This window comes from Geodermatophilus sp. SYSU D01105, assembly GCF_054050095.1.
In genome coordinates, this window is the sequence record NZ_JBJGYR010000003.1 from 69,160 (window position 1) to 90,165 (window position 21,006).

The 21,006-nt window shown below is 74.3% G+C and carries 18 protein-coding genes and 1 riboswitch; of the genes, 8 read left to right on the forward strand and 10 right to left on the reverse strand.

Features of this window, described 5'->3' with window-relative positions:
* Nucleotides 1–58: 58 nt before the first annotated feature.
* The 3 genes from ACI79I_RS03295 to ACI79I_RS03305 all read right to left on the reverse strand — a co-directional run bounded on the left by ACI79I_RS03295 (nt 59) and on the right by ACI79I_RS03305 (nt 2,704).
* Nucleotides 59–190, reverse strand: coding sequence for a hypothetical protein (locus ACI79I_RS03295; RefSeq protein WP_456990840.1), 132 nt, complete (start codon nt 188–190; stop codon nt 59–61).
* Nucleotides 191–325: 135 nt separating this feature from the next.
* Entirely contained in the window at nt 326–1,630 is a 1,305-nt protein-coding gene (locus ACI79I_RS03300; RefSeq protein ID WP_456990841.1) for an MFS transporter, read from the reverse strand.
* A gap of 264 nt (nt 1,631–1,894) precedes the next feature.
* A complete protein-coding gene (locus tag ACI79I_RS03305; protein WP_456990842.1) occupies nt 1,895–2,704 on the reverse strand; it encodes a phospholipid scramblase-related protein in 810 nt (269 codons plus the stop codon).
* A gap of 62 nt (nt 2,705–2,766) precedes the next feature.
* On the opposite strand from ACI79I_RS03305, the gene ACI79I_RS03310 reads away from it, so the two are divergent.
* Together ACI79I_RS03310 and ACI79I_RS03315 are read left to right on the forward strand one after the other, a co-directional pair.
* Nucleotides 2,767–4,041, forward strand: coding sequence for an ArgE/DapE family deacylase (locus ACI79I_RS03310; protein ID WP_456990843.1), 1,275 nt, complete (start codon nt 2,767–2,769; stop codon nt 4,039–4,041).
* A complete protein-coding gene (locus ACI79I_RS03315) occupies nt 4,038–4,691 on the forward strand; it encodes an HD domain-containing protein (protein WP_456990844.1) in 654 nt (217 codons plus the stop codon). Before ACI79I_RS03310 ends, ACI79I_RS03315 begins: the two co-directional genes overlap by 4 nt.
* On the opposite strand, the gene ACI79I_RS03320 is transcribed toward ACI79I_RS03315, so the two are convergent.
* Nucleotides 4,636–4,938 carry a DUF4031 domain-containing protein gene (locus tag ACI79I_RS03320; protein WP_456990845.1) on the reverse strand — a complete coding sequence of 101 codons (303 nt, stop codon included), beginning with the start codon at nt 4,936–4,938 and terminating at the stop codon, nt 4,636–4,638. The genes ACI79I_RS03315 and ACI79I_RS03320 overlap by 56 nt on opposite strands.
* Nucleotides 4,939–4,974: 36 nt before the next feature.
* On the opposite strand from ACI79I_RS03320, the gene ACI79I_RS03325 reads away from it, so the two are divergent.
* On the forward strand, nt 4,975–5,973 hold the full coding sequence (locus ACI79I_RS03325) for a Gfo/Idh/MocA family protein (RefSeq protein WP_456990846.1): 999 nt from the start codon (nt 4,975–4,977) through the stop codon (nt 5,971–5,973).
* Nucleotides 5,974–6,059: 86 nt separating this feature from the next.
* Entirely contained in the window at nt 6,060–6,893 is an 834-nt protein-coding gene (locus ACI79I_RS03330; protein WP_456990847.1) for a hypothetical protein, read from the forward strand.
* On the opposite strand, the gene ACI79I_RS03335 is transcribed toward ACI79I_RS03330, so the two are convergent.
* The gene (locus ACI79I_RS03335; protein ID WP_456990848.1) at nt 6,894–7,673 is read right to left on the reverse strand and encodes a DUF72 domain-containing protein; all 780 of its coding nucleotides are present in this window, start codon (nt 7,671–7,673) and stop codon (nt 6,894–6,896) included.
* 78 nt (nt 7,674–7,751) lie between these two features.
* On the opposite strand from ACI79I_RS03335, the gene ACI79I_RS03340 reads away from it, so the two are divergent.
* Together ACI79I_RS03340 and ACI79I_RS03345 are read left to right on the forward strand one after the other, a co-directional pair.
* Complete coding sequence (locus ACI79I_RS03340; protein ID WP_456990849.1) at nt 7,752–9,173, forward strand: glucose-6-phosphate dehydrogenase; 1,422 nt, start codon at nt 7,752–7,754, stop codon at nt 9,171–9,173.
* Between the two features lie 377 nt (nt 9,174–9,550).
* On the forward strand, nt 9,551–11,563 hold the full coding sequence (locus tag ACI79I_RS03345; RefSeq protein ID WP_456990850.1) for a fibronectin type III domain-containing protein: 2,013 nt from the start codon (nt 9,551–9,553) through the stop codon (nt 11,561–11,563).
* A gap of 344 nt (nt 11,564–11,907) precedes the next feature.
* Here the strand turns inward: ACI79I_RS03345 and groL are convergent, their stop codons facing one another.
* The 3 genes from groL to thrC all read right to left on the reverse strand — a co-directional run bounded on the left by groL (nt 11,908) and on the right by thrC (nt 15,563).
* Entirely contained in the window at nt 11,908–13,536 is a 1,629-nt protein-coding gene (gene groL / locus ACI79I_RS03350) for a chaperonin GroEL (RefSeq protein ID WP_456946168.1), read from the reverse strand.
* Nucleotides 13,537–13,854: 318 nt separating this feature from the next.
* The gene (locus ACI79I_RS03355; protein ID WP_091218572.1) at nt 13,855–14,055 is read right to left on the reverse strand and encodes a cold-shock protein; all 201 of its coding nucleotides are present in this window, start codon (nt 14,053–14,055) and stop codon (nt 13,855–13,857) included.
* Between the two features lie 206 nt (nt 14,056–14,261).
* A complete protein-coding gene (gene thrC / locus ACI79I_RS03360; RefSeq protein WP_456990851.1) occupies nt 14,262–15,563 on the reverse strand; it encodes a threonine synthase in 1,302 nt (433 codons plus the stop codon).
* 12 nt (nt 15,564–15,575) lie between these two features.
* Nucleotides 15,576–15,704: riboswitch (SAM riboswitch) on the reverse strand.
* Nucleotides 15,705–15,763: 59 nt separating this feature from the next.
* Between thrC and ACI79I_RS03365 the strand changes: the two genes are divergently transcribed.
* Together ACI79I_RS03365 and ACI79I_RS03370 are read left to right on the forward strand one after the other, a co-directional pair.
* Nucleotides 15,764–16,585, forward strand: a complete 822-nt coding sequence (locus ACI79I_RS03365) for an HAD family hydrolase (protein WP_456990852.1) — start codon at nt 15,764–15,766, stop codon at nt 16,583–16,585.
* Between the two features lie 47 nt (nt 16,586–16,632).
* Nucleotides 16,633–17,088 (forward strand): hypothetical protein, encoded by a 456-nt coding sequence (locus ACI79I_RS03370; RefSeq protein ID WP_456990853.1) that lies wholly within the window; start codon nt 16,633–16,635, stop codon nt 17,086–17,088.
* 41 nt (nt 17,089–17,129) lie between these two features.
* Here the strand turns inward: ACI79I_RS03370 and ACI79I_RS03375 are convergent, their stop codons facing one another.
* Together ACI79I_RS03375 and ACI79I_RS03380 are read right to left on the reverse strand one after the other, a co-directional pair.
* Nucleotides 17,130–18,062, reverse strand: a complete 933-nt coding sequence (locus ACI79I_RS03375) for an ABC transporter permease (RefSeq protein WP_456990854.1) — start codon at nt 18,060–18,062, stop codon at nt 17,130–17,132.
* Nucleotides 18,059–20,980 (reverse strand): alpha/beta fold hydrolase, encoded by a 2,922-nt coding sequence (locus ACI79I_RS03380; RefSeq protein ID WP_456990855.1) that lies wholly within the window; start codon nt 20,978–20,980, stop codon nt 18,059–18,061. Before ACI79I_RS03380 ends, ACI79I_RS03375 begins: the two co-directional genes overlap by 4 nt.
* Nucleotides 20,981–21,006 lie beyond the last annotated feature (26 nt).

The window sequence follows — 21,006 nt, forward strand, 5'->3', positions numbered from 1 at the left end:
CCGCGGCGGGTCCCTGCAGGAGGGCAGCCGCGAGCGGTGCGGGAGAGGGGGTCCTCTCTCAGGCCGCCCGCCGGGAACGGCGGCGGAGCCACGGGCCGCGGCGGGTGCGGGTGCGGCGGCCGATCTGCTGCAGCACCTCCCGCCGGTAGGCCAGCTCGGCCTCGAGGCCGGGGTTCGGGTAGGTCGCCATGGTCGTCTCCCGTCGTCGCGTCCGTTCCGACGACGTCGACGGTCGTGCTGAGGGTGGCACCCCGGCATCGGGCGGTCGGGCAGTCCTGCCCCGCCGCCCCGGCGTCTGAGGCCCCTCAGAGACCCCGGCGACCCCTCAGCGGAGCTCGGTGCCCTTGGTCTCCCGGAGGGTGAGGATGACGGCGAAGGCGAGCGCGGCGGCGATCGCCACGTACCAGAAGAACCACAGCGGACGGTCCGCCTCGGACAGCCACGTGATCACCAGCGGAGCCGTCCCGCCGAACGTGGCGACCGTGAGGTTGTACCAGGAGCCGATGCCGATGGCCCGCAGCTCCGTCGGGAACAGCTCGCTCATGATCGCCGGGGCGATCGACGCCATGAGGGCGTAGAGCCCCAGCCCCGTGCAGAAGACGACGATCAGCGAGAACAGGTTGTCCCGCACCAGGAACGACAGCGGCACGATGAGCACCGCCATCGCGCCCGACCAGATGAGCAGCTGGGGCTTGCGCCCGATGTGGTCCGACAGCTTCCCGAACGGGTAGCACAGGGCCACGAACAACGCCGTGCCGAGGGACAGCGCGATGAAGACGTCGGTCTCGTCGGCGTCGCGGAAGGTGATCGCGAACGGCGTCAGCGCGCTGAAGAAGGTGTAGTACGACAGCGTCGACAGCAGCGTGAACGCGCACAGCTGCACCACGGCCTTCGGGTGGTGCGTGATGGTCTGCAGCAGCGGGTGCTTGGTCGCGCGGGCCTTCTCCGCGTTCTCCTCGAACTGCTCGGTCTCCACCAGGGAGCGGCGCAGCCACATGCCGATCAGGCCGAGCAGGCCACCGATGAAGAACGCGATCCGCCACCCGTAGGACCGGAGCTGGTCGTCGTCCAGCGTGCTGGTCAGCAGGACGCCGAGCAGCGAGGCGGCCAGCAGCGCCGACCCCGTGGAGATGTAGAAGAACGACGAGTAGCGGCCGCGGTGGGCCGGCGGGGCGATCTCGCCCAGGTAGGCCGAGGCGTTGGACACCTCGCCGCCCAGCGACATGCCCTGCGCGATCCGCGCGAGCAGCAGCAGGACCGGAGCCAGCCAGCCCACCTGCTCGTAGGTGGGCAGGATCGCGATCACCATCGAGCCGCCCGCCATCAGCAGGATGGTCAGCAGCATCCCCGCCTTGCGGCCGCGCAGGTCGGCGAAGCGGCCGAGCAGGATGCCGCCCAGCGGGCGGAAGAAGAACGCCAGGGCGTAGGTCGACGTCGCCCCGATCAGCGCCAGCGCCTCGTTCTCCGCCGGGAAGAACTGGCCGGCGAAGAAGACGACGAAGGTGGCGTAGACCGTCCAGTCGAACCACTCGACGGCGTTGCCGATGCTCGCCGAGACGAGGGTCTTGACCGGCAGCCGGTGTCGTTCGTCGACGGTCCTGCCGTGGCCCTGCTGCACCGCGCCTGCCATGGGAACTCCCGATGTCGCCTCGGTCACACCTGTGGGACGACGGTAGGCGGGAGCCCCGGCGGCGGCACGTCGGGGTGTTGGGGTCCGGACCGGATGACGGCCGCCTCGCGGCGAGAAGCACAACGCGGCTCCAGACCCCCGACCGGAGTCGGAGCGGTGGTCCGCGAAGGCGATAACCAATTGGCACCCGGGGGCACGATGCACCCGGCCCGGACGTCTTCGAGGCTACCCCCGGTCGTGGCCGCTCACACGGGCGAGGGCCGGTCAGTTGAGACCGCGGTCGTCCTGCTCCAGCGCGGTGTCCACGGTCAGGGCCGAGGCGATGACCATGCTGGCCAGGGGTTCGGGGAGCCGGGAGTGGACGCGGACGACGTACCGGTCGGCCGTGGTGAACAGCGTCCGCGCCAGCCCCTCCCACGTCTTCGCGATCCGGGCCACCTCGGTGCCGGCGGCGTCGGTGACCGCGAAGTCCCAGGCCCGCCGGTTCTCCGCCTGGATCGCCCCGATCACCTGGCCGCCCACGACCAGGTCGAACCGGATCCACCCGAAGACCGTGGCCTGGACGATCTCGCCCAGCACCTCCCCCGTCGGCCGCTGGACGACCACCCGGGACCGGACCGGCTTGGCCGGGCGGGTCAGGACGAGGACGACCCCGGTGGCGTCGCGGACCTCCAGCCGGTGGGTGAGGAACTGGTCGAGGTCCGAGAGGAACCGCACGGCCTTCCTCAGCCCGCTCTGGCCGACCTCGACGACCGCGCCGATCCGGGTGCCGCCACCGTCGAGCACCGCGTACTCGTTGGTCAGCTCGACCAGCTTGGTCTTCTGCTCCACCAGCAGGACCGGCTGGTCGTACAGCGAGGGCCCGTACCGGGCGGGGGCCCGCTGCGCCGGGGCCCGGACCGCACCCGGGGAGCCGCTGCCCGGGGGCGCCGGCGGGAGCGGGGCGACCGTCGGCGCGGGCGGAGGTGCGGGTGCCTGGACGTGCGCGGTCCAGCCCTGACCGTCCCACCAGCGGGTGCCACCGCTCCCGGCGGGGTCGGGGTACCAGCCGGGCGGCGGGAGCGGTGGGGTCACGGCGGGCCACGCCAGCGTCCGCGGCGTCCGTCACAGGGCAGGCCGCGTGCCAGACTCCGGCCGTGCCCGCCCTGACCTCCGCCGAGGCCCGCGTCCTGGCCGCCGTCGACGAGCGGGAGGTCGTCGACCGGCTGCGGACCCTGGTCGCCGTCCCGTCGGTCGGTGGCACCGCGGCCGAGAGCGAGGTGCAGCACCTCGTCGGGGACTGGCTCGACGAGCTCGGCTGCCGCGTCGACCGGTGGCCCATCGACCTCGCCGAGGCCGCTGCCGCACCGGACGCGCCCGGCCAGGAGGTGGCGCGCACCGAGGCGTGGGGCGTCGTCGGGACCACGCCGGCCGCCGACGACGGCGTCCCCGCCCTGGTCTTCTCCGGCCACACCGACGTCGTCCCGCCCGGGGACCGGTCCCTGTGGCCGGCCCCGCCGTTCGAGCCGCGCGTCGCCGGGGGCGCCGTCCACGGCCGCGGCGCCTGCGACATGAAGGCCGGCGTGGTCGCCTCCCTCGCCGCGCTCGCCGCCGTGCGGACGGCGGGGGTGCGGCTGGCCCGGCCGCTGGCGGTGCACGCCGTGGTCGGCGAGGAGGACGGCGGCCTCGGCGCCTGGGCCACGCTGCGGAGGGGGCACCGCGGCGACCTGTGCGTCATCCCCGAGCCGACCGCCGGCGCGGTCGTCACCGCCAACGCCGGGGCGCTGACCTTCCGGTTGGAGGTCGCCGGGCTGGCCGCGCACGCCGCCCACAGGGACCAGGGCGTGAGCGCGCTGGAGCTGTTCGAGGTGGTGCACGGCGAGCTGCGCGCGTTCGAGGCCGAGCGGCAGCGGGACGCCGACCCCCGGTTCGGCGGGGCCCGCTTCCCCTACGGGATCAACATCGGGCGGGTGCAGGCCGGCGACTGGGCCAGCTCGGTGCCCGACCGGCTGGTCGCCGAGGGGCGCTACGGCGTCCGGCTGGGCGAGCCGGTGCCGGAGGCCCGCGCGGCGTTCGAGGCGCGGCTGGCGGCCACGTGCGCGGCCCACCCGTGGCTCGCCGAGCACCCCGTCCGGCTCACCTGGACCGGTGGCGCGTTCGCCAGCGGCTCGCTGCCCGCGGGTGCCCCGCTGCTCTCCGCCGTCCAGGAGGCGGTCGCGGACGCCGGCACCGGCAGGGTCCCGCCGGAGCGGGCGATCCCCGCCGGCAGCGACCTGCGCCTGTACGCCGCCGCCGGCATCCCGACGCTGCACCACGGACCGGGCGACCTGCAGCTGGCGCACGGGCCGCTGGAGCAGGTGCCGGTCGCCGAGGTCGTCACCGCGGCGCGGGCGTTCGCGCTGCTCACCCTGCGCACCTGCGGGGTGTCATGAGCCTCGTCGGGTTCGAGGCCTGGGCGCACCTGGCCGGCGACTCCCCCACCGCGCGCACCGAGTGGGCGGCGCTCGTCGCGGCGTGGAGCGAGCCGCACCGCCGGTACCACGACCTCGCCCACCTGGCGGCCGTCCTGGGGCTCGTCGGGGAGCTGGCGGACGCGGCGGCCGACCCCGACGCCGTCCGGCTGGCCGCCTGGTACCACGACGCCGTCTACGACCCGCGCCGCGCCGACAACGAGCACGTCAGCGCGGAGCGGGCGCGGGCCGGGCTGCGCGGGCTGGTCCCCGAGGAGCGGGTCGAGGAGGTCGTGCGGCTGGTGCTGCTGACCGCCGGCCACGACCCGGCGCCCGGCGACGCCGACGGTGCGGTGCTGTGCGACGCGGACCTCGCCGTCCTGGCCGGGCCCCCGGCCGCCTACGCCGCCTACGCCTCGGCGGTGCGCGAGGAGTACGCGCACCTCTCCGACGCGGAGTTCACCGCCGGGCGCACCGCCGTCCTGGAGCACCTGCTGGCGCTGCCGCAGCTCTACCGGCTGCCGGCGGTGGCCGCCGAGTGGACGCCCCGCGCCCGGGCGAACATGGCCGCCGAGCTCAGCCTGCTGAGGGAGCGGTCCGACGCGGCTCCGCCGCAGGACGGGGCTTCCTGAGCCGCAGGCCGGCGCCCGTCAGGCGTGACAGCAGCTCGCGGCAGCCGACCGGCAGCGCCCCGGCCGCCACGGCGACCTGGTGCAGCTCCTCGGGGACGTCGTAGTGGTCGCCCTGGAACGCCCGGCGCGGGATGCCCAGCTCCGCCTCGACGAAGGCGTGCAGCTCGTCGTAGGACACGTCGCTGACCAGGTGCGACCAGCGCCGCCCACGCCAGGGCCACACCGGAGGGTCGATCAGCAGCGTCACGGGCGACAGTCTCCCCGCACCGTTAGCGTCGTGCCGGTGACCGCTGAGATCCGCTGGGGCATCGTGGGGCCGGGCCGCATCGCCGAGAGCGTGATGGGCGACTTCGCGCACGTCCCCGGGGCGCGGCCGGTGGCGGTCGCCTCCCGGTCGGCCGAGCGTGCGGCCGCGTTCGCGCAGCGGCACGGCCTGGACCGCGCGCACGGGTCCTACGCCGACGTCCTGGCCGACCCGGAGGTCGACGTCCTCTACCTCGCGACGCCGCACCCGCAGCACCACGCGGTCGCGCTGGGCGCCATCGACGCGGGCAAGGCGCTGTTGGTGGAGAAGTCCTTCACCGCCACCCCCGCCGGCGCGGCCGAGGTGGTCGACCGGGCGCGCGAGCGCGGGGTCTTCGTCATGGAGGCGATGTGGACCCGCTTCCAGCCGGCCGTCGTGGCGCTGCGGGAGCTGGTGGCCGACGGCGCGATCGGCGAGGTCCGGTCGGTGCAGGCCGACCTCGGCGTCGCCCGCGCGTACGACCCGGCCGACCGGCTGTTCGCCCTGGAGCTCGGCGGCGGGGCGCTGCTGGACCTCGGGGTCTACGTCGTCTCGTTCGCGCAGATGCTGCTGGGCACCCCGGACACCGTGACGACGACGGGTTCGGTGTTCCCCACCGGCGCCGACGCCGAGGCCGCGCTCCTGCTGGGCTACGCCGACGGGCGCTCGGCGACGCTGACCACCTCGCTGCGGTACCCGACGCCCGGGCAGGCCCGCGTCTTCGGGACGGCGGGCTGGATCGACGTCCTGCCCCGCTTCCACCACCCGCGGACCATCGTGCTGCACCGGGCCGGCGCCGAGCCCGAGACGATCACCCGGGAGCCGCTGGGCACCGGCTACGCGCACGAGATCGCCGAGGTGACCGAGTGCCTGCGGGCCAGCCGCACCGAGAGCGCGGTCATGCCGCTGGCCGACACCCTGGCGGTGCAGACGGTGCTGGGGCAGGCCGCCGAGGCGCTGGGCATCCGGCACGCGGAGGACCCCGCCGTCCTCCGTTAGTGGACGAATCTCCTGCAACGTTCAAGTTCCCGTCCCCGGTGCCGATGGATGGAGTGACGCTCATCACTCACCTCAGGGGGCTCCCCGTGTTCCTGCTCCACGGCATCGCTGCACTCGTCGCGAAGATCGGCTCCGCCTCGGTCGTCGTCCAGACCGCCACCGGCCTCGGGATCGCCGTGGCCGGCGTGACCGGAGCCGGCGCCGCCGGCGTCCTGCCCGGCTCGGTCCAGGACGGCGTGGCCGGCGCGATCGAGGCGGTCACCCCCTTCGACGCCCCGTCCTCCGACGACGTGGCCGGCGACCCCGGCCGCAGCCGCGACGACGACGGCACCGCCGACCGCGGCACGGGCGACGAGGGCACCACCGGCACGGACGACGACGGCACCGACCGCGACGGCACGGACGACGACGGCACGGACGACCGGGGCTCAGGCGACGCGGGCCCCGACGGGACCGACGACGACGGCACGGAGGACCGGGGCTCCGGCGACGAGGGCGCACCGAGCCCCGGCGCCGACGGCACGCCCGACGACGGCCGGCACCACGACGGCGTGGACGACGACGGGACCGACGACCGCGGCTCGGGCGACGGCGGCGCGAGCCACTCCCCCGACGACTCCGACGACCCGGCCCGGGTGGCGCGCGAGGCCGAGGAAGCGGCCCGCGAGGCCGCCGAGGAGGCCGCCGAGCAGGCACGCGAGGCCGAGGAGGAGGCCCGCGAGGCCGCTGAAGAGGCGGCTGAGGAGGCGCGGGAGGCCGAGGAGCGGGCCCGCGAGGAGGCCGAGGAGGCCGCGGAGGAGGCCGGTGAAGAGGCGCGCAAGGCCGAGGAGCGGGCCCGCGAGGAGGCCGAGGAGCGCACCCGGGACCGCGGGGACGACGACTCCGACGACCGCAGCCGGCACGGCGGGGACGACGACTGACTAGGCCGCCCCGGTCGCCTGGTCGCGGGTCGGCACGCGGGTCGGCGTCCGGCCGGTGCGGAGGACCGCCTCGGCGAAGCCCACCGCGTCGACGACCGCGGCGCACCCGGGGTCGTTGTTGAAGTAGACGAGCACGTCCTCCTCCGGGCCCCACGTGGCCGCCAGCCGGTCGGCCCACAGCTGCAGGGTCTCCGGCCGGTAGCGGGGCCACGGGGACGCGGCGCCGGTGTGCATCCGGAGGTAGCCCCACCCGGCGGTGCGCCACAGCGGGGCGACCGGCTGCTCGTCGCGGTCGGCCCAGCACAGCGCCGCGCCGTAGCGCTCCAGCAGCGCGCGGACCTCGTCGGTCCACCAGCTGTCGTGCCGGGGCTCCACGGCCACCCGGGTGCCGGCCGGGAACTGCGCCAGGCAGGTCCGCAGCAGCTCCGGGTCGGCCTTGAGGGTGGGCGGCAACTGCAGGAGGACGACGTCGAGCCGCTCCCCCAGACCCGCGGCGCGCTCCATCAGCCGGCCCACCGGCTCCTCGGGCTCGCGCAGCCGCTTGACGTGGGTCAGGAACCGGCTGGCCTTCACCGCCCACCGGAAGTCGGCCGGGGTGCGCGCCCGCCAGGCCTCGAACGTGGACCGCTCCGGCAGCCGGTAGAAGGCGTTGTTGCTCTCCACCGTGGCGAAGTGCTCGGCGAGGTGCTCCAGCCAGAGCCGCTGCGGCAGGCGCTGCGGGTAGAAGCGGCCGCGCCAGTCGCGGTACTGCCAGCCCGACGTCCCGATGACCACGACCACGGGCTGCCCCTACCCGGCCGGTCCTCCGCCGCACGCCCCGTACGGGTGACCGCGCCGCGGACGGGGCACAGGAGCGGCGTGACCGACCTGCCGCCCACCGTCTTCGTGCTCTTCGGCGCCACCGGGGACCTCGCCCGCCGGATGGTGCTGCCCGCCTTCTTCCAGCTCGCCCAGCAGGACCTGCTGCCCCCGGACTGGCGGCTGGTCGGCAACGGACGCGGGGACGTCTCGCACGAGGACTTCGCCGGCCGCGTCCGGGAGGCGCTCGAGGAGTTCGGGCCCCTGGGTGGGCATGGGGACGACCCCGAGGGGCCCTGGGAGGAGTTCGCCGGCCGGCTGCGGTTCGCGGGAGGCGGCTTCGAGGAGTCCGACCCCGGCAGCCTGCTCGACGTGCTCGAGGAGGCCCGGGGCGAGCTGGGCGGGGACGCGCAGCTGGTCCACTACCTCGCCGTCCCGCCGTCGGCGTTCGAGAAGCTGACCCGGGGGCTGCAGGAGCACGGGCTGGCCGAGGGCGCCCGGGTCGTCTACGAGAAGCCCTACGGCACCTCGCCGGAGACGTTCCAGGAGCTCGACGAGCTGGTGCTGTCCGTCCTCGACGAGGACCAGGTGTTCCGGATCGACCACTTCCTGGGCAAGGAGGGCACCCAGGACCTGCACGTGCTGCGGTTCGCCAACGGGCTGTTCGAGCACCTGTGGAGCCGGGAGCACGTCCGCCAGGTGCAGATCGACGTCCCGGAGGACCTCGACGTCGCCCAGCGCGCGGAGTTCTACGACGCCACGGGTGCGGCGCTGGACATGCTGGTCACCCACCTGTTCCAGCTCGCCGCCGAGGTGGCGATGGAGCCGCCGGCCAGCTTCTCCCCCGCCGACCTGCTGGAGGCGCGGGAGGCCGTGCTCGCCGCCTTCCGCCCGCTGGACCCCGACGAGGTGGTGCTCGGACAGTTCGACGGCTACACCGACATCGAGGGCGTGGCCGACGACTCGACGACCGACACCTTCGTCGCGGCCCGGCTGTGGGTCGACACCGACCGCTGGCACGGCGTCCCGTTCGTGCTGCGCACCGGCAAGCGGATGGCGGCCAGCGAGCAGCGGGTCAGCCTCCTGCTGCGCAGGCCGGAGGGGCCGGTGACCGGCGTCCCCGGGCACGGCAACGTCCTCTCGCTGTCCCTGAGCGGGTCCGGCGCGGTCGACCTGACGCTGGTCGCCAAGGAGCCCGGCCCGGACCTCGCCCTCGCCCGGGCGACCGCGACCCTCCAGCTCGCCGACGTCCCGGGCGGGACGCCGCTGCCGCCCTACGTCTCGCTGCTGCACGACGTCCTGGTCGGCGATCGTTCACTGTTCACCAGCAGCACCGGGCTGGCCAGCGCGTGGCGGGCCTTCGCCCCGCTGCAGGAGCACCCGCCACGGCTGCACCGGTACGCACCCGGCTCGTGGGGCCCGGCCGAGGCCGACGCCCTGGCCGAGCCGGCCGGGTGGCTCCTCGGCCCGACCGGGGACTGACCCCCGGTCCGCGGCCTGACCCCCGTCCGGGGGCCGACCCCCGCCCCGTCCTCCCCGCGTCGGTGCAGGTCAGGAAGCGACTCGGAGCCGCCGGGGGCCGGTGCCACCGTGGTCGTACGACCTCCGTCGCCCCACGCATTGGGGGAGCGCCTCCCCCCTCGTCGCGGCTCCCCGCACACCTGTCCCTGCGACGACCGTCTGACCGACCCTCCGGTGTCCGGAGGGAGCCAGCACGGCTCGGACTGCGGAGAGAGGCCATGACCAGGACACGACCGACCCACCACGGCGGTCGCGGGGGCGGGACTGCAGATGCGGTTCCCTCCTCCTCGCGACCGTCGCTGCACAGCACGCGGACCCGCCTCGCCACCGCCGGCCTGGTGGCCGCCACGGCCACCGGCGGGCTCATCGGCTTCGCGACCAGCGCCTCGGCCGGCACCCCGCCGACGGGACCGGGGAACATCGAGGTGTTCCCCTCCCGCGACATGGTGGCCATCGAGGGCTACACCGCCCAGGCGGGGCAGACCGCGACCCTGACGGTCACCCGTGGCGGCCAGACCGTCGGCACCGCCACGGGCGTCGTCGACGCGACCGGCTTCATGGAGTGGAACCACGAGGCGACCCCGCGGCCCGGTGGCGGGTTCGACGGGTGCTTCACCGACGTCACCCCCGACATCCAGCCGGGTGACGACGTGTCGGTCCGCTTCAGCGGCTCGCCCCTGGTCGACGGGATGAAGGTCAGCTCGGCCGAGGTCACCGGGGTGACCGCCAGCACGCCGGCCGAGGGCAACGTCAACACGGTCACGATCACCGGCACCTACGGCGCGGACGTCGACCTGAACCGGTTCGCCGTCGAGGTGGTCAACCCGGAGATGCGGGAGGCCGGCAGCGCCATCGGTGAGCGGGCCATCAGCTGGGGCCCGAACGAGCCGCCCGCGGCCACGCAGGGCTACACAGTGCAGGGCACCGCGGCCAACGGCGAGTTCTCGGTGACGTTCGGGGGCCTCTCGCCGTCCGACCAGCAGCTGGTCTTCGACGGCGAGAAGGTCGCGCTGAGCTGGATGGCCGACGCCACGACGGTCGAGGCCCAGCTCGGCCTGACGCTGTCGGAGTACGGACTCGTCGGCGGCGGCGCCCCCGGCTGCGCGCCGGGACCGGACGGCGCACGGCCCCCCGCGGGCGAGTTCTCGGTGGTGTGGAACAACCAGAGCCAGGCCACGGTCACCTGGGCGTCGGCCGCACCCGTCGCCGGCGGCGCCGCCGTCACCGGCTACAGCGTCGAGGCCATCAACCAGACGGCCGGCGCGAACGGCGCCCAGCAGCTACAGGGCGCCCGAGTCGGCGCGGACGCCACCCAGGTCGTGCTGGACGGGCTGGACGCCGGCTCGCTGTACGACATCGAGGTGCGCTCGATGGTCGCCGGCGAGATCGGCGCACCGTTCGCCCTCGCGGGCACCGCGGAGCCCACGCCGCCCGACGGCGCCGCGCTGCAGCTGACCACGACGCCGGCCTTCAACGGGGACACGGCGGTCATCGCGGAGGACCGGCAGCTGACCCTGTCGGCCAACGCCGGGACGATCTACTACACCGTCGACGGCAGCGCGGTCACCACCGAGCCGAACGGCAACGTCCCGTCGGCGACGGCGAAGATCTACACGGCGCCGGTCCCGATCACGGCCGACAACACGCGGGTCAACGTCGCGGTCATCGACGCCACGGGTGCCGTCGCGCACTCCACGGGCGTCGTGTCACCGAAGCCCGCGGCCGCCGCGGTCGCCCCGGGCGGGCTGGCCATCACCAGCATCGCCGGCTCCGGGCCGAACAACGACGCCGGCCGGGTCAGCCTGGCCTGGAACCCGGTGCCCGACGCCACCGAGTACCGGGTGCGGGCGTTCCTGCGGACGGACGCGACGAACGCCAACGTGCTGCAGGCCGCGCGCGACGTGGTCGTCACCGGCACCACCGCTGAGGTGACCGGTCTGCCGAGGTCCGAGCCGGGGACGCGGTGGGTCTTCCGGGTCCAGTCGAAGACGCCGGCCGGGACGCAGTTCTCGGCGCTGTCCAACCCGGGCGTGAACGTCGTCCTCCCCGGTGACAGCATCGGCCTGACCCTCGCCCAGTTCCGGACCGGCGACGAGTTCCGCATCAGCGGCTCGGGCACCGTGCCGGGCGCGACGGTCACCGTCCACCGCCCGAACACCGCCGGCACCGGTCCGGCCGCCACCCCGATCGCCGGGTACCCCTCGGGGACGGTGGGCGCGCTGGAGGCCCCGGAGAACACCGGGCCGTGGGACATCGTCCTCGACCCCGCGCCGGCGACCGCGCCGACCACCATCTGGATCAAGTCCAGCCTGGGTGGCGTCGCCGGTCCGTTCACCGTCGAGGTCCGGTGAGCCCGGCCCGGGCGGGCTCACCCCAGCCAGGGGTGAGCCCGCCCGGGGAGCACCACGACTGACACACCCATCCGAGGGCCCGCCACCATCCCGGTGACGGGCCCTCGGCCTGCCCGCGTGCCGGCCGGCGGGTCCTGCTGCCCGCCCCCGACCGAGCCCCGCGAGATCTGCACAGTGGTCGCCGCCAGCCGCTGATGGCGACCACTGTGCAGATCTCGCGGTCGGGTCCTCGCGGTCGGGTGAGGTCCTGGGAACGCCGACAGGGGCGGCCCCGCGATGCGGGACCGCCCCTGCCGGGCAGTGCTGGTGGTGCAGTGCCCCTCGGTGCGAGGAGCGGGCGGGACTCAGAAGTCCATGCCGCCCATGCCGCCGTCGGCACCCGGCATGGCCGGGGCGGCCTTCTCCGGCTTGTCGGCGATGACGGCCTCGGTGGTGAGGAACAGCGCCGCGATGGAGGCGGCGTTCTGCAGCGCCGAGCGGGTCACCTTGGCGGGGTCGATGATCCCGCTGGCGACGAGGTCCACGTACTCGCCGGAGGCGGCGTTGAGGCCCCAGCCGGTGTCGGAGTTGCGCACCTTCTCCGCGACGACGCCGCCCTCGAGGCCGGCGTTGACGGCGATCTGCTTCAGCGGCGCCTCGAGCGCGACGCGCACGATGTTGGCACCGGTCGCCTCGTCACCCTCGAGCTCGAGCTTGTCGAACGCGACGGCGGTGGCCTGCGCCAGGGCGACGCCACCACCGGCGACGATGCCCTCCTCGACGGCGGCCTTGGCGTTGCGCACCGCGTCCTCGATGCGGTGCTTGCGCTCCTTGAGCTCGACCTCGGTCGCGGCGCCGGCCTTGATGACGGCGACGCCACCGGCCAGCTTGGCCAGGCGCTCCTGCAGCTTCTCGCGGTCGTAGTCGGAGTCCGACTTCTCGATCTCGGCGCGGATCTGGTTCACCCGGCCGGCGATCTGGTCGCTGTCACCGGCACCCTCGACGATCGTCGTCTCGTCCTTGGTGACGACGACCTTGCGGGCGCGGCCCAGCAGCTCGAGGCCGGCGTTCTCCAGCTTGAGGCCGACCTCCTCGCTGATGACCTGGCCACCGGTGAGGATGGCGATGTCGGTCAGCATGGCCTTGCGGCGGTCACCGAAGCCCGGGGCCTTGACGGCGACGGACTTGAAGGTGCCACGGATCTTGTTGACCACCAGGGTCGCCAGGGCCTCGCCCTCGACGTCCTCGGCGATGATCGCCAGCGGCTTGCCCGACTGCATGACCTTCTCCAGCAGCGGGAGCAGGTCCTTGACCGAGCTGATCTTGCTGTTGACCACGAGCACGTACGGGTCGTCGAGGACGGCCTCCATGCGCTCGGCGTCGGTGACGAAGTAGGGCGAGATGTAGCCCTTGTCGAAGCGCATGCCCTCGGTGAGCTCGAGCTCCAGGCCGAAGGTGTTGCTCTCCTCGACGGTGATGACGCCTTCCTTGCCGACCTTGTCCATCGCCTCGGCGATGAGCTCACCGATGGCGGAGTCGGCGGCGGAGATCGACGCGGTGGCGGCGATCTGCTCCTTGGTCTCGACGTCCTTGGCCGTCGAGAGGAGGTACTCGGTGACCGACTCGACGGCCTTCTCGATGCCCTTCTTCAGGGCCATCGGGTTGGCGCCGGCGGCGACGTTGCGCAGACCCTCGCGGACGAGCGCCTGGGCGAGCACGGTGGCGGTGGTGGTGCCGTCACCGGCGACGTCGTCGGTCTTCTTCGCGACCTCCTTGACGAGCTCGGCGCCGATCTTCTCCCACGGGTCCTCGAGCTCGATCTCCTTGGCGATGCTCACACCATCGTTGGTGATGGTGGGGGCGCCCCACTTCTTCTCGAGGACGACGTTGCGGCCCTTCGGGCCGAGGGTCACCTTGACGGCGTCGGCGAGGGTGTTCATGCCCCGCTCGAGGCCGCGGCGCGCCTCTTCCTCGAAGGCGATCATCTTGGCCATGTGGTGATGTCCTCCATGCATGGATCGCTGCACGGCCGGGTTCGGCGCCCGCGACGGACGACACCGGCGGTCACGGGCACTCCGTCGGCCCGTACACCAGTGCCTCACCGTTCCGACCTGATTGGCACTCGGCACTGTCGAGTGCCAATCCCGAGTCTGGCACTCGACCCTGCCGAGTGCAAGAACGGGGTGTGACCGGCGACTGTTCCCCGACGAGGTGCACGGCGGACAGCACGGAGGCCCGGCCCCCCGGAGGGGACCGGGCCTCGGTGACGACCTGCGAGCTCAGGCCCTGAGCCTGTGCTCGCCTTCGCGAGCTCAGGCGACGCGAACGGCGTCCGCCTGCGGCCCCTTCTCGCCCTGGACGACCTCGAAGGTGACCCGCTGGCCCTCGTCGAGGCTCTTGTAGCCGTCCATCTGGATGGCCGAGTAGTGGACGAAGACGTCCTGGCCGCCGTCGACGGCGATGAAGCCGAAGCCCTTCTCGGCGTTGAACCACTTCACGGTGCCCTGTGCCACGTGTGCTCCCACGTTCGTGCGTTGCGGACGACCCCCGCCAACCAGGGGGCCGGGTCTAGCTCTTCCGCCCGTCGAACACGAACGTGGAACTGGAACCGCGGGAGAAGGTACAGCACGAAAGCCGTGGTGAGAGCAACCTCACGCACGCGCCACACCGGATGGGGGGACACTGCCCCGCACACCCGGACGCACGCGACCCTACCCCGTCACCCGATGAGGCCCGCGGCCCGGACCGAGGACAGCGACGGGTCGACCACGTGCGTGGGCCCGACGACCGGCTCCAGCGGGTCGAGGGTCTTCAGCCCCTCGCCGGTGTTGAGGATGACGGTCTCCTTGGTCGGGTCCAGCCGGCCGTCCTCGACGAGCTGCCGCAGCACCGCCACGGTCACGCCGCCGGCGGTCTCGGCGAAGACGCCGGTGGTGCGGGCGAGGTCGCGGATGCCCCGCACGATCTCCTCGTCGCCCACCCGGCCGACCGCGCCCCCGGTGCGCCGGATCGCGTCGAGCGCGTAGGGACCGTCGGCGGGGTTGCCGATGTTGAGCGACTTGGCGATGCCGGTGGGCTTCACCGGCTTCACGACGTCCCAGCCGTTGTCGAACGCGGTGGCGATCGGGTCGCAGCCGGCGGACTGGGCGCCGAAGATCGTCCACTCGGTGGCCTCGACGATCCCGGCGGCGGTGAGCTCGCGGAAGGCCTTGTCCACCTTGGTCAGCAGGGAGCCCGACGCCATCGGGATGACGACCTGCGCCGGGATCCGCCAGCCGAGCTGCTCGGCCAGCTCGTACCCCATCGTCTTGGAGCCCTCGGCGTAGTACGGCCGCACGTTCTGGTTGACGAACGCGGTGTCCTCGAACTCGTCGGTCTCGGCGAGCTCGCTGGTCAGCCGGTTGACGTCGTCGTAGGAGCCCTGGACGGCGACCAGCGTCTGCCCGTAGACGGCCGACTGCACGACCTTGCCCGGCTCCAGGTCGGCCGGGATGAACACGAACGAGGGCAGGCCGACGCGGGCGGCGTGCGCGGCGACGGAGTTGGCCAGGTTGCCGGTGGAGGCGGCGGCGATCTTCTTGTAGCCCAGCCCCTTGGCCGCGGTGGCGGCGAGGCTGACCACGCGGTCCTTGAACGAGTGCGTGGGGTTGGCCGAGTCGTCCTTGACCCACAGCCCGCCGGTGAGGCCGAGCTCGGCGGCCAGCCGGTCGGCGCGCACCAGCGGGGTCAGGCCCGGGTCCAGGCTGACGCGGTCGGCCGGGTCCTGGCCCACCGGCAGGAGGGCGACGTAGCGCCAGATGTTCTGCGGGCCGGCCTCGATCTGCTCGCGGGTGACGGCCTTGAGCAGGTCCTTGTCGTAGTCGACCTCCAGCGGGCCGAAGCACTCCGCGCAGGCGTGCTCGGCGATGAGGCCGAAGGTGGCACCGCAGTTGCGGCAGACCAGCCCGCGGGCCGGACACGGCGGGATCGGGCCGCCGGCGCTGGAGTCGGCCTGGACGGAACCGGGAGCGGTCAGGGTCATGCGACGACTACCTCCTCATCTTCCCCGCGGCGGGCCGTCGAGCCGCGCGGGACGGAATTGGCACCTCTCGCTGCGCGGACGCGCAGACGGCGGTTGCCGGGGCTTCGTCGGGCCGTGTCCCTCTGCCCCTCTGGATGAGTGGAACGCCTGCGACTGTACCCACGTGACCCGGGCCGCACCGGCCCGGCCACGATGTGGGCGTGGCAGCGCGCATCGTCTACACCGATCTCGACGGCACGATGGTCGGCCCGCGGGGCTCCTTCTGGCACACCGCCACCCGGGACCTGACCGCCGCCCCGGCCACCGCGCTGCTCGACCTGCACCGGGCCGGCGCTCTGTTGGTCCTGGTCAGCGGCCGCACGTACGAGCAGGTCGTGGAGGCGGCGCGGATCTTCGCGGCGGACGGCGCGATCGCCGAGCTCGGCTCGGTGGTCAGCTGGGACGTCGGCCGGGGGGTGCACCGGCTGACCGGGCAGCTGCCGGCCGAGTACGCCGGGCGGACCCCGATGGAGGTGATGGCCGAGCTCGGCATCGTCGAGGACCTGCTGGCCCGCCACCCCGGTCGCCTGGAGTGGCACGCGCCCTGGCACGCCACGCACGAGACCGACGCACTGCTGCGCGGACTGGTCGACCCGCTCGCCGTGGACGCCGACCTGGCCGACCGCGGCGCCGGCTGGCTCACGCTGAAGGACAACGGCGCCATCCCGACGACCTCCCGCATGACGCTGGACCCGGAGGCGCTGCCGCCGCGGGTCTACCACCTCATGCCGCGCGGGATCTCCAAGGGCGCGGCGATCGCCTGGGACCTCGAGCGCCGCGGTCTCACGCCCGACGACGCGGTGGCCATCGGCGACAGCGTGAGCGACCTGGAGATGGCCCCCGCGGTCGGCCGGCTCTGGGTGACCGCGAACGGGGCCACCGTCGAGGGCATGGCCGACCGGCTGGCCGCCGTCCCCAACGCGACCGTCACCGACGCCCCCATGGGCGAGGGCTGGGCCCAGGCCGTCCGCGCGAGCCTGTGAGGCGCGCCGACCGATGACCGGGGCGCGCCCGGCCGGTCTGGACTGCCATGGCCCCTCCGCACACCGCACCCCTGGAACCCCTCGTGGGGCACTGGCAGACGTCCGGCACGGTCCATGACGAGTCGGGCGCGGTCACCGGGACCGACACCGACCGCCGGCTCCCCGGCGGCTGCTGGATCGCCCACGAGGTCGACGTCGTCATCGGCGACGAGCACGTCCTCGTCCACGAGGTGATCGGCGGCAGGGACGCCGCGACCGGGGGATGGCAGATGCACGCGTTCGACTCCGCGGACTCCCCCGGCTCCATGACCCTCGTGCCACTCCCCGACGGCCGCCTCCTGCTGCAGGGCGCGGGCGTGCGCTCCTGGCTCGACCTGCACGCCGGGGAGGACCTCATGACCACGCGATGGGAACGGGAGGTCGCCCCGGGGGTCTGGCGGCTCTGGATGGACATGCGCTTCGCGCGCCGGTCCCCGGACACGCCGCACCCCGGCGCCGGCTGACGGAGGGGGTCGGTGCGCGTGACGCGCACAGACCCCCTCCGTCAGGACGTGACGTCGCGGCGGGAGAAGTGGCGGAACGCCAGCGCCGTGAAGACCGCCGCGTAGACCAGCGACTGGACGACTCCGCGGAACAGGTCCCCGGAGTCGACCGGCGTCTGGAGCAGGTCGGTCCAGGCGAACTCCTCCGCCGTCGGGAACCAGTCCCGGATCGAGCCGAGCTGCTCGACCTGGTCGAGGATCGCGAAGACGAACATCGTGAAGACCGCGCCGCCGACGGCGGCCAGCGGCGCGTCGGTGATCGTGGAGAACCAGAACGCCAGGGTGCCGACGACGAGCAGGTGGACGGCGAGGTAGCCGACCATCCCGGCCAGCCGGAGCAGGCCCTCGCCCTGGGGCAGGGTCACCCCGATCGGCGTCTGGATGGACTCGAAGCCGAACGCGATGCCGCCGGCGACGATCGCGGTGAGGGTCAGCACGAGCAGCGCACCGACCGAGAGCACCAGCGCGGCGTACCACTTCTGCCGGAGCAGTCGCATCCGCGGCACGGGGGTGGCCAGCGTGTAGCGCAGCGACCCCCACTGCGCCTCAGCGGCCACGGTGTCGCCGAAGAACAGCGCGTAGACGACGACCAGGAAGAAGCTCGTCGTCGCGAACAGCACGAACAGGGTGAAGTTCAGGCCGCTGGAGGTGGCGACGTCGACCAGGTTGAGCCGGCTGTTCTCCGCCGCCTCCTCGCTCGCGCCCAGCTGCAGCGCGGCGATCAGGATCAGCGGCAGCGCCACCATCAGGACGAGGACGCCGATGGTGCGGCGCCGCTTGAACTGCCGGCGCAGCTCGACCGACAGCCGCAGCGTGCGCTCGGGCCGGTAGCCGGCGACCGCCCCGGTCGGCTGCACGTGCGCCACGTCCATGGCTCGATCCGCTCCCCGGCCGCCGGCGCTCCCCCGGCCGTCGTGCTCGCGGGTCGCAGTCATCGGGTCTCCTCCCCCACGAGTGCGAGGAACGCGTCCTCGAGCCGGCGGCGCGGGGTGAACGCGTCCACCTCGATGCCGGCCTCGACCAGCGCCTGCAGCGCCCGAACGCGGGTCGTGCCGTCGAGCTCGGCGACCAGGCCCTCGTCGGTGCGCTCCACCGTCACCCCGGGCAGCGCCCCGAGGACGGCAGCCGCCCGGTCGGTGTCGGCGTCGTCGGGCAGGCCGACGAGCACCGCCCCGCCGGTCCCGACGATCTCCTCGACCGTGCCCTGGGCGATCTTCTGCCCCTTGGCCATGACGACGACGTGGCTGCAGGTCTGCTCGATCTCGCTGAGCAGGTGGCTGGAGACGATCACCGTGCGGCCGGTGGCGGCGTAGGAGCGCAGCACCTCGCGCATGGCGTGGATCTGGGGCGGGTCGAGCCCGTTGGTCGGCTCGTCGAGCACCAGCAGGTCGGGCAGGCCGAGCATCGCCTGCGCGATCGCCACCCGCTGCCGCATGCCCTGGCTGTACCGGCGGACGGGCCGGTCGATGGCGGCACCGAGGCCGGCGACCTCGATCGCCTCCTCCATGTGCGCGTCCTCGGCGGGCCGGCCGGTGGCCGCCCAGTACAGCCGCAGGTTGTCCCGGCCGGACAGGTGCGGCTGGAGCCCGGTGCCCTCGACGAAGGAGCCCAGCCGGGACAGCACCGGAGCGCCCGGGCGGGCCTCGTGGCCGAACACGCTGATCCGTCCGGACGTCGGCCGGATCAGCCCCATGAGCATCCGCAGGGACGTCGTCTTGCCCGCGCCGTTGGGCCCGAGCAGGCCCAGCACCTGGCCGCGGCGCACCTCGAACGAGAGGTCCCGCACGGCGACGAAGCCGTCCTTGTACGCCTTGCTGATGCCGGTGAACCGCAGCGGCACGTCCTCGCCGTCGGGCTCCACCGCCGAGACCCGGCGGCGGCGCCGGCGACCCCACAGGACCGCGGCCAGCCAGCCGAGCAGGCCCAGGGCCACGACCGCGCCGAGGAGCACCCACCAGCGGGAGGTGCCGTCGGCGGCCTGGGTGCGGCCGTCGACCTCGGGCACGCTGACCGCGGCGCCGTCCCCGCCGGCGAGGGCCACCGAGTAGACCGCGGCCTGCGCCGGCAGGGCGAAGGCCTGGTCGGTCGAGGAGACGACGACCCGCATCGTGTGGCCGGCCTCGAAGCGGTGCACGATCCCCGGCAGGGTCACCGACACCTCGGTCGGCGCGGTCGGGTCGGCCGACAGCCCGCTCAGCGCCAGCGGCGCCACCTGGCCGGCGGGCAGGGTCATCGCGCCGTCGGGGCCGACGTCGTAGAGCTTCGCGAACAGCGTCGCCGTGCCGCTGGGCGAGGCGACCGCGAGGTCGACGCTGGAGGCCCCGATGACCTCGACCGCGCTGTCCAGCGGCGCGCTGTCGAAGGCCGCGAACTGGCCGGGGATCTCCAGCGTGCCGCCGGACAGCGCCGCCGACAGCGCGCCCACCCCGGGGACGACGGTGATCGCCGCGGGGGTGCCGCCGGCCGGCGTGACGACCGGCTGCACCGATCCGCCGAGCGGGATCGACGCCCGGGTCGCCGGCCCGGCGCCGTCCAGGCCCGGGTAGGCCGGTGCGACGACGGTCTGGTTGCCGCCCTGCACGCTGCCGACGCCGGCCCCGACGCCGCTCGGCACCGGGAACTCGAAGCCGGTGCCCGGGTCCTCGCCGCGGGCGGGGTCGCCGGGGTCGCGCAGGTACCAGTCGAACCAGCCGGCCACCTGCTCGCGCAGCCGCTCGGTGGTCCGCTCCGAGGCCTGGCTGTCATGGCCGCCGGTGAACCAGACGACCTTCACCGGGGTGCCGTTCGCGGCGATGCCGCGGGCGTTGGCGTCGGCGTGGCCGAGGCCGAACAGGGAGTCCTGGGTGCCCTGGACCAGCAGCGTGGGCGCCTGGATGCGGTCGAGGACGGTGGCCGGGCTGCTGCGGTCGAGGACCGCGGCGACCTCGGGGCTGAGCGTGCCGGTCGCGGCGGCGGCCTGGTAGGCGGCGCAGATGTCGGCCCGGAAGCGGCCGCAGGTCAGGACCTGCTGCACCAGTTGCGGGTCGATCGTCGCCGGGTCGATCGCCGGCAGCCCGCCGCCGGCACCGCCCGCCGGGGTGGCGCCGCCGCCCCCGCCGTCACCGTCCCCGCCGTCACCGTCCTCGCCGGCTCCGCCCAGCGCGTCCAGCAGCCCGCCGGAGGGGGCCGACCCGACGCCGAAGAACAGCCCCGACCACAACCGCTTGTAGACGCCCCCGTCGCCCTGCGGCGTGGCCGCGACGGTGTCCGCGCCGGGCTGCCCGACCTGCGAGGGGAACAGCGCCGCGGTCAGGGAGTTCCAGGTGATCTGCGGGGCGATGGCGTCGACCCGGTCGTCGTACCCGGCGGCCAGCAGCGACAGCGCGCCGCCGTAGGAGCCGCCGGCGACACCCACCCGGGGGTCGCCCGCGCCGTCGAGCAGGACGTCGTCGCGCGCGGCGAGCCGGTCCAGCAGGGTGGAGAGGTCGGCGACCTCGAACCGCGGGTCGTTGAGCCCGATCTGTCCCGTGCTGCGGCCGAAGCCGCGCGCGGACCAGGTGAGGACGACGTAGCCCCGTCCGGCGAGGTCACGGGCGTCGTCGGCGACGGACTCCTTGCTGCCGCCGAAGCCGTGGGCGAGGACGACGGCGGGCGCGGGGTCCTCGGCCGACGCGGACGCGGGGACGAAGAGCGTGGTGTCCAGCTCGACGGCGTCGGCACCCGACCCCGAGGGGACCGTCGCCTCCTCGGTGGCGACGTCCTCGGCCGCGGCGGCCGGTGCTGCCGGGGCGGCGACCACGAGGACGCCGGAGAGCAGGGGGATGAGCAGGGCGGCGAGCGTCGCACGGGCGCCGGGGCGCGGGCGGGAACGCACGGGCCCGCGAACGGGACGCACGGAGC

Excerpts from the sequence above, each read along its gene's own strand:
- ACI79I_RS03295 (WP_456990840.1), bottom strand. The coding sequence starts at position 190 with ATGGCGACCTACCCGAACCCCGGCCTCGAGGCCGAGCTGGCCTACCGG.
- ACI79I_RS03300 (WP_456990841.1), bottom strand. The coding sequence starts at position 1,630 with ATGGCAGGCGCGGTGCAGCAGGGCCACGGCAGGACCGTCGACGAACGA.
- ACI79I_RS03315 (WP_456990844.1), top strand. The coding sequence starts at position 4,038 with ATGAGCCTCGTCGGGTTCGAGGCCTGGGCGCACCTGGCCGGCGACTCC.
- groL (WP_456946168.1), bottom strand. The coding sequence starts at position 13,536 with ATGGCCAAGATGATCGCCTTCGAGGAAGAGGCGCGCCGCGGCCTCGAG.
- thrC (WP_456990851.1), bottom strand. The coding sequence starts at position 15,563 with ATGACCCTGACCGCTCCCGGTTCCGTCCAGGCCGACTCCAGCGCCGGC.
- ACI79I_RS03370 (WP_456990853.1), top strand. The coding sequence starts at position 16,633 with ATGGCCCCTCCGCACACCGCACCCCTGGAACCCCTCGTGGGGCACTGG.
- ACI79I_RS03375 (WP_456990854.1), bottom strand. The coding sequence starts at position 18,062 with ATGACTGCGACCCGCGAGCACGACGGCCGGGGGAGCGCCGGCGGCCGG.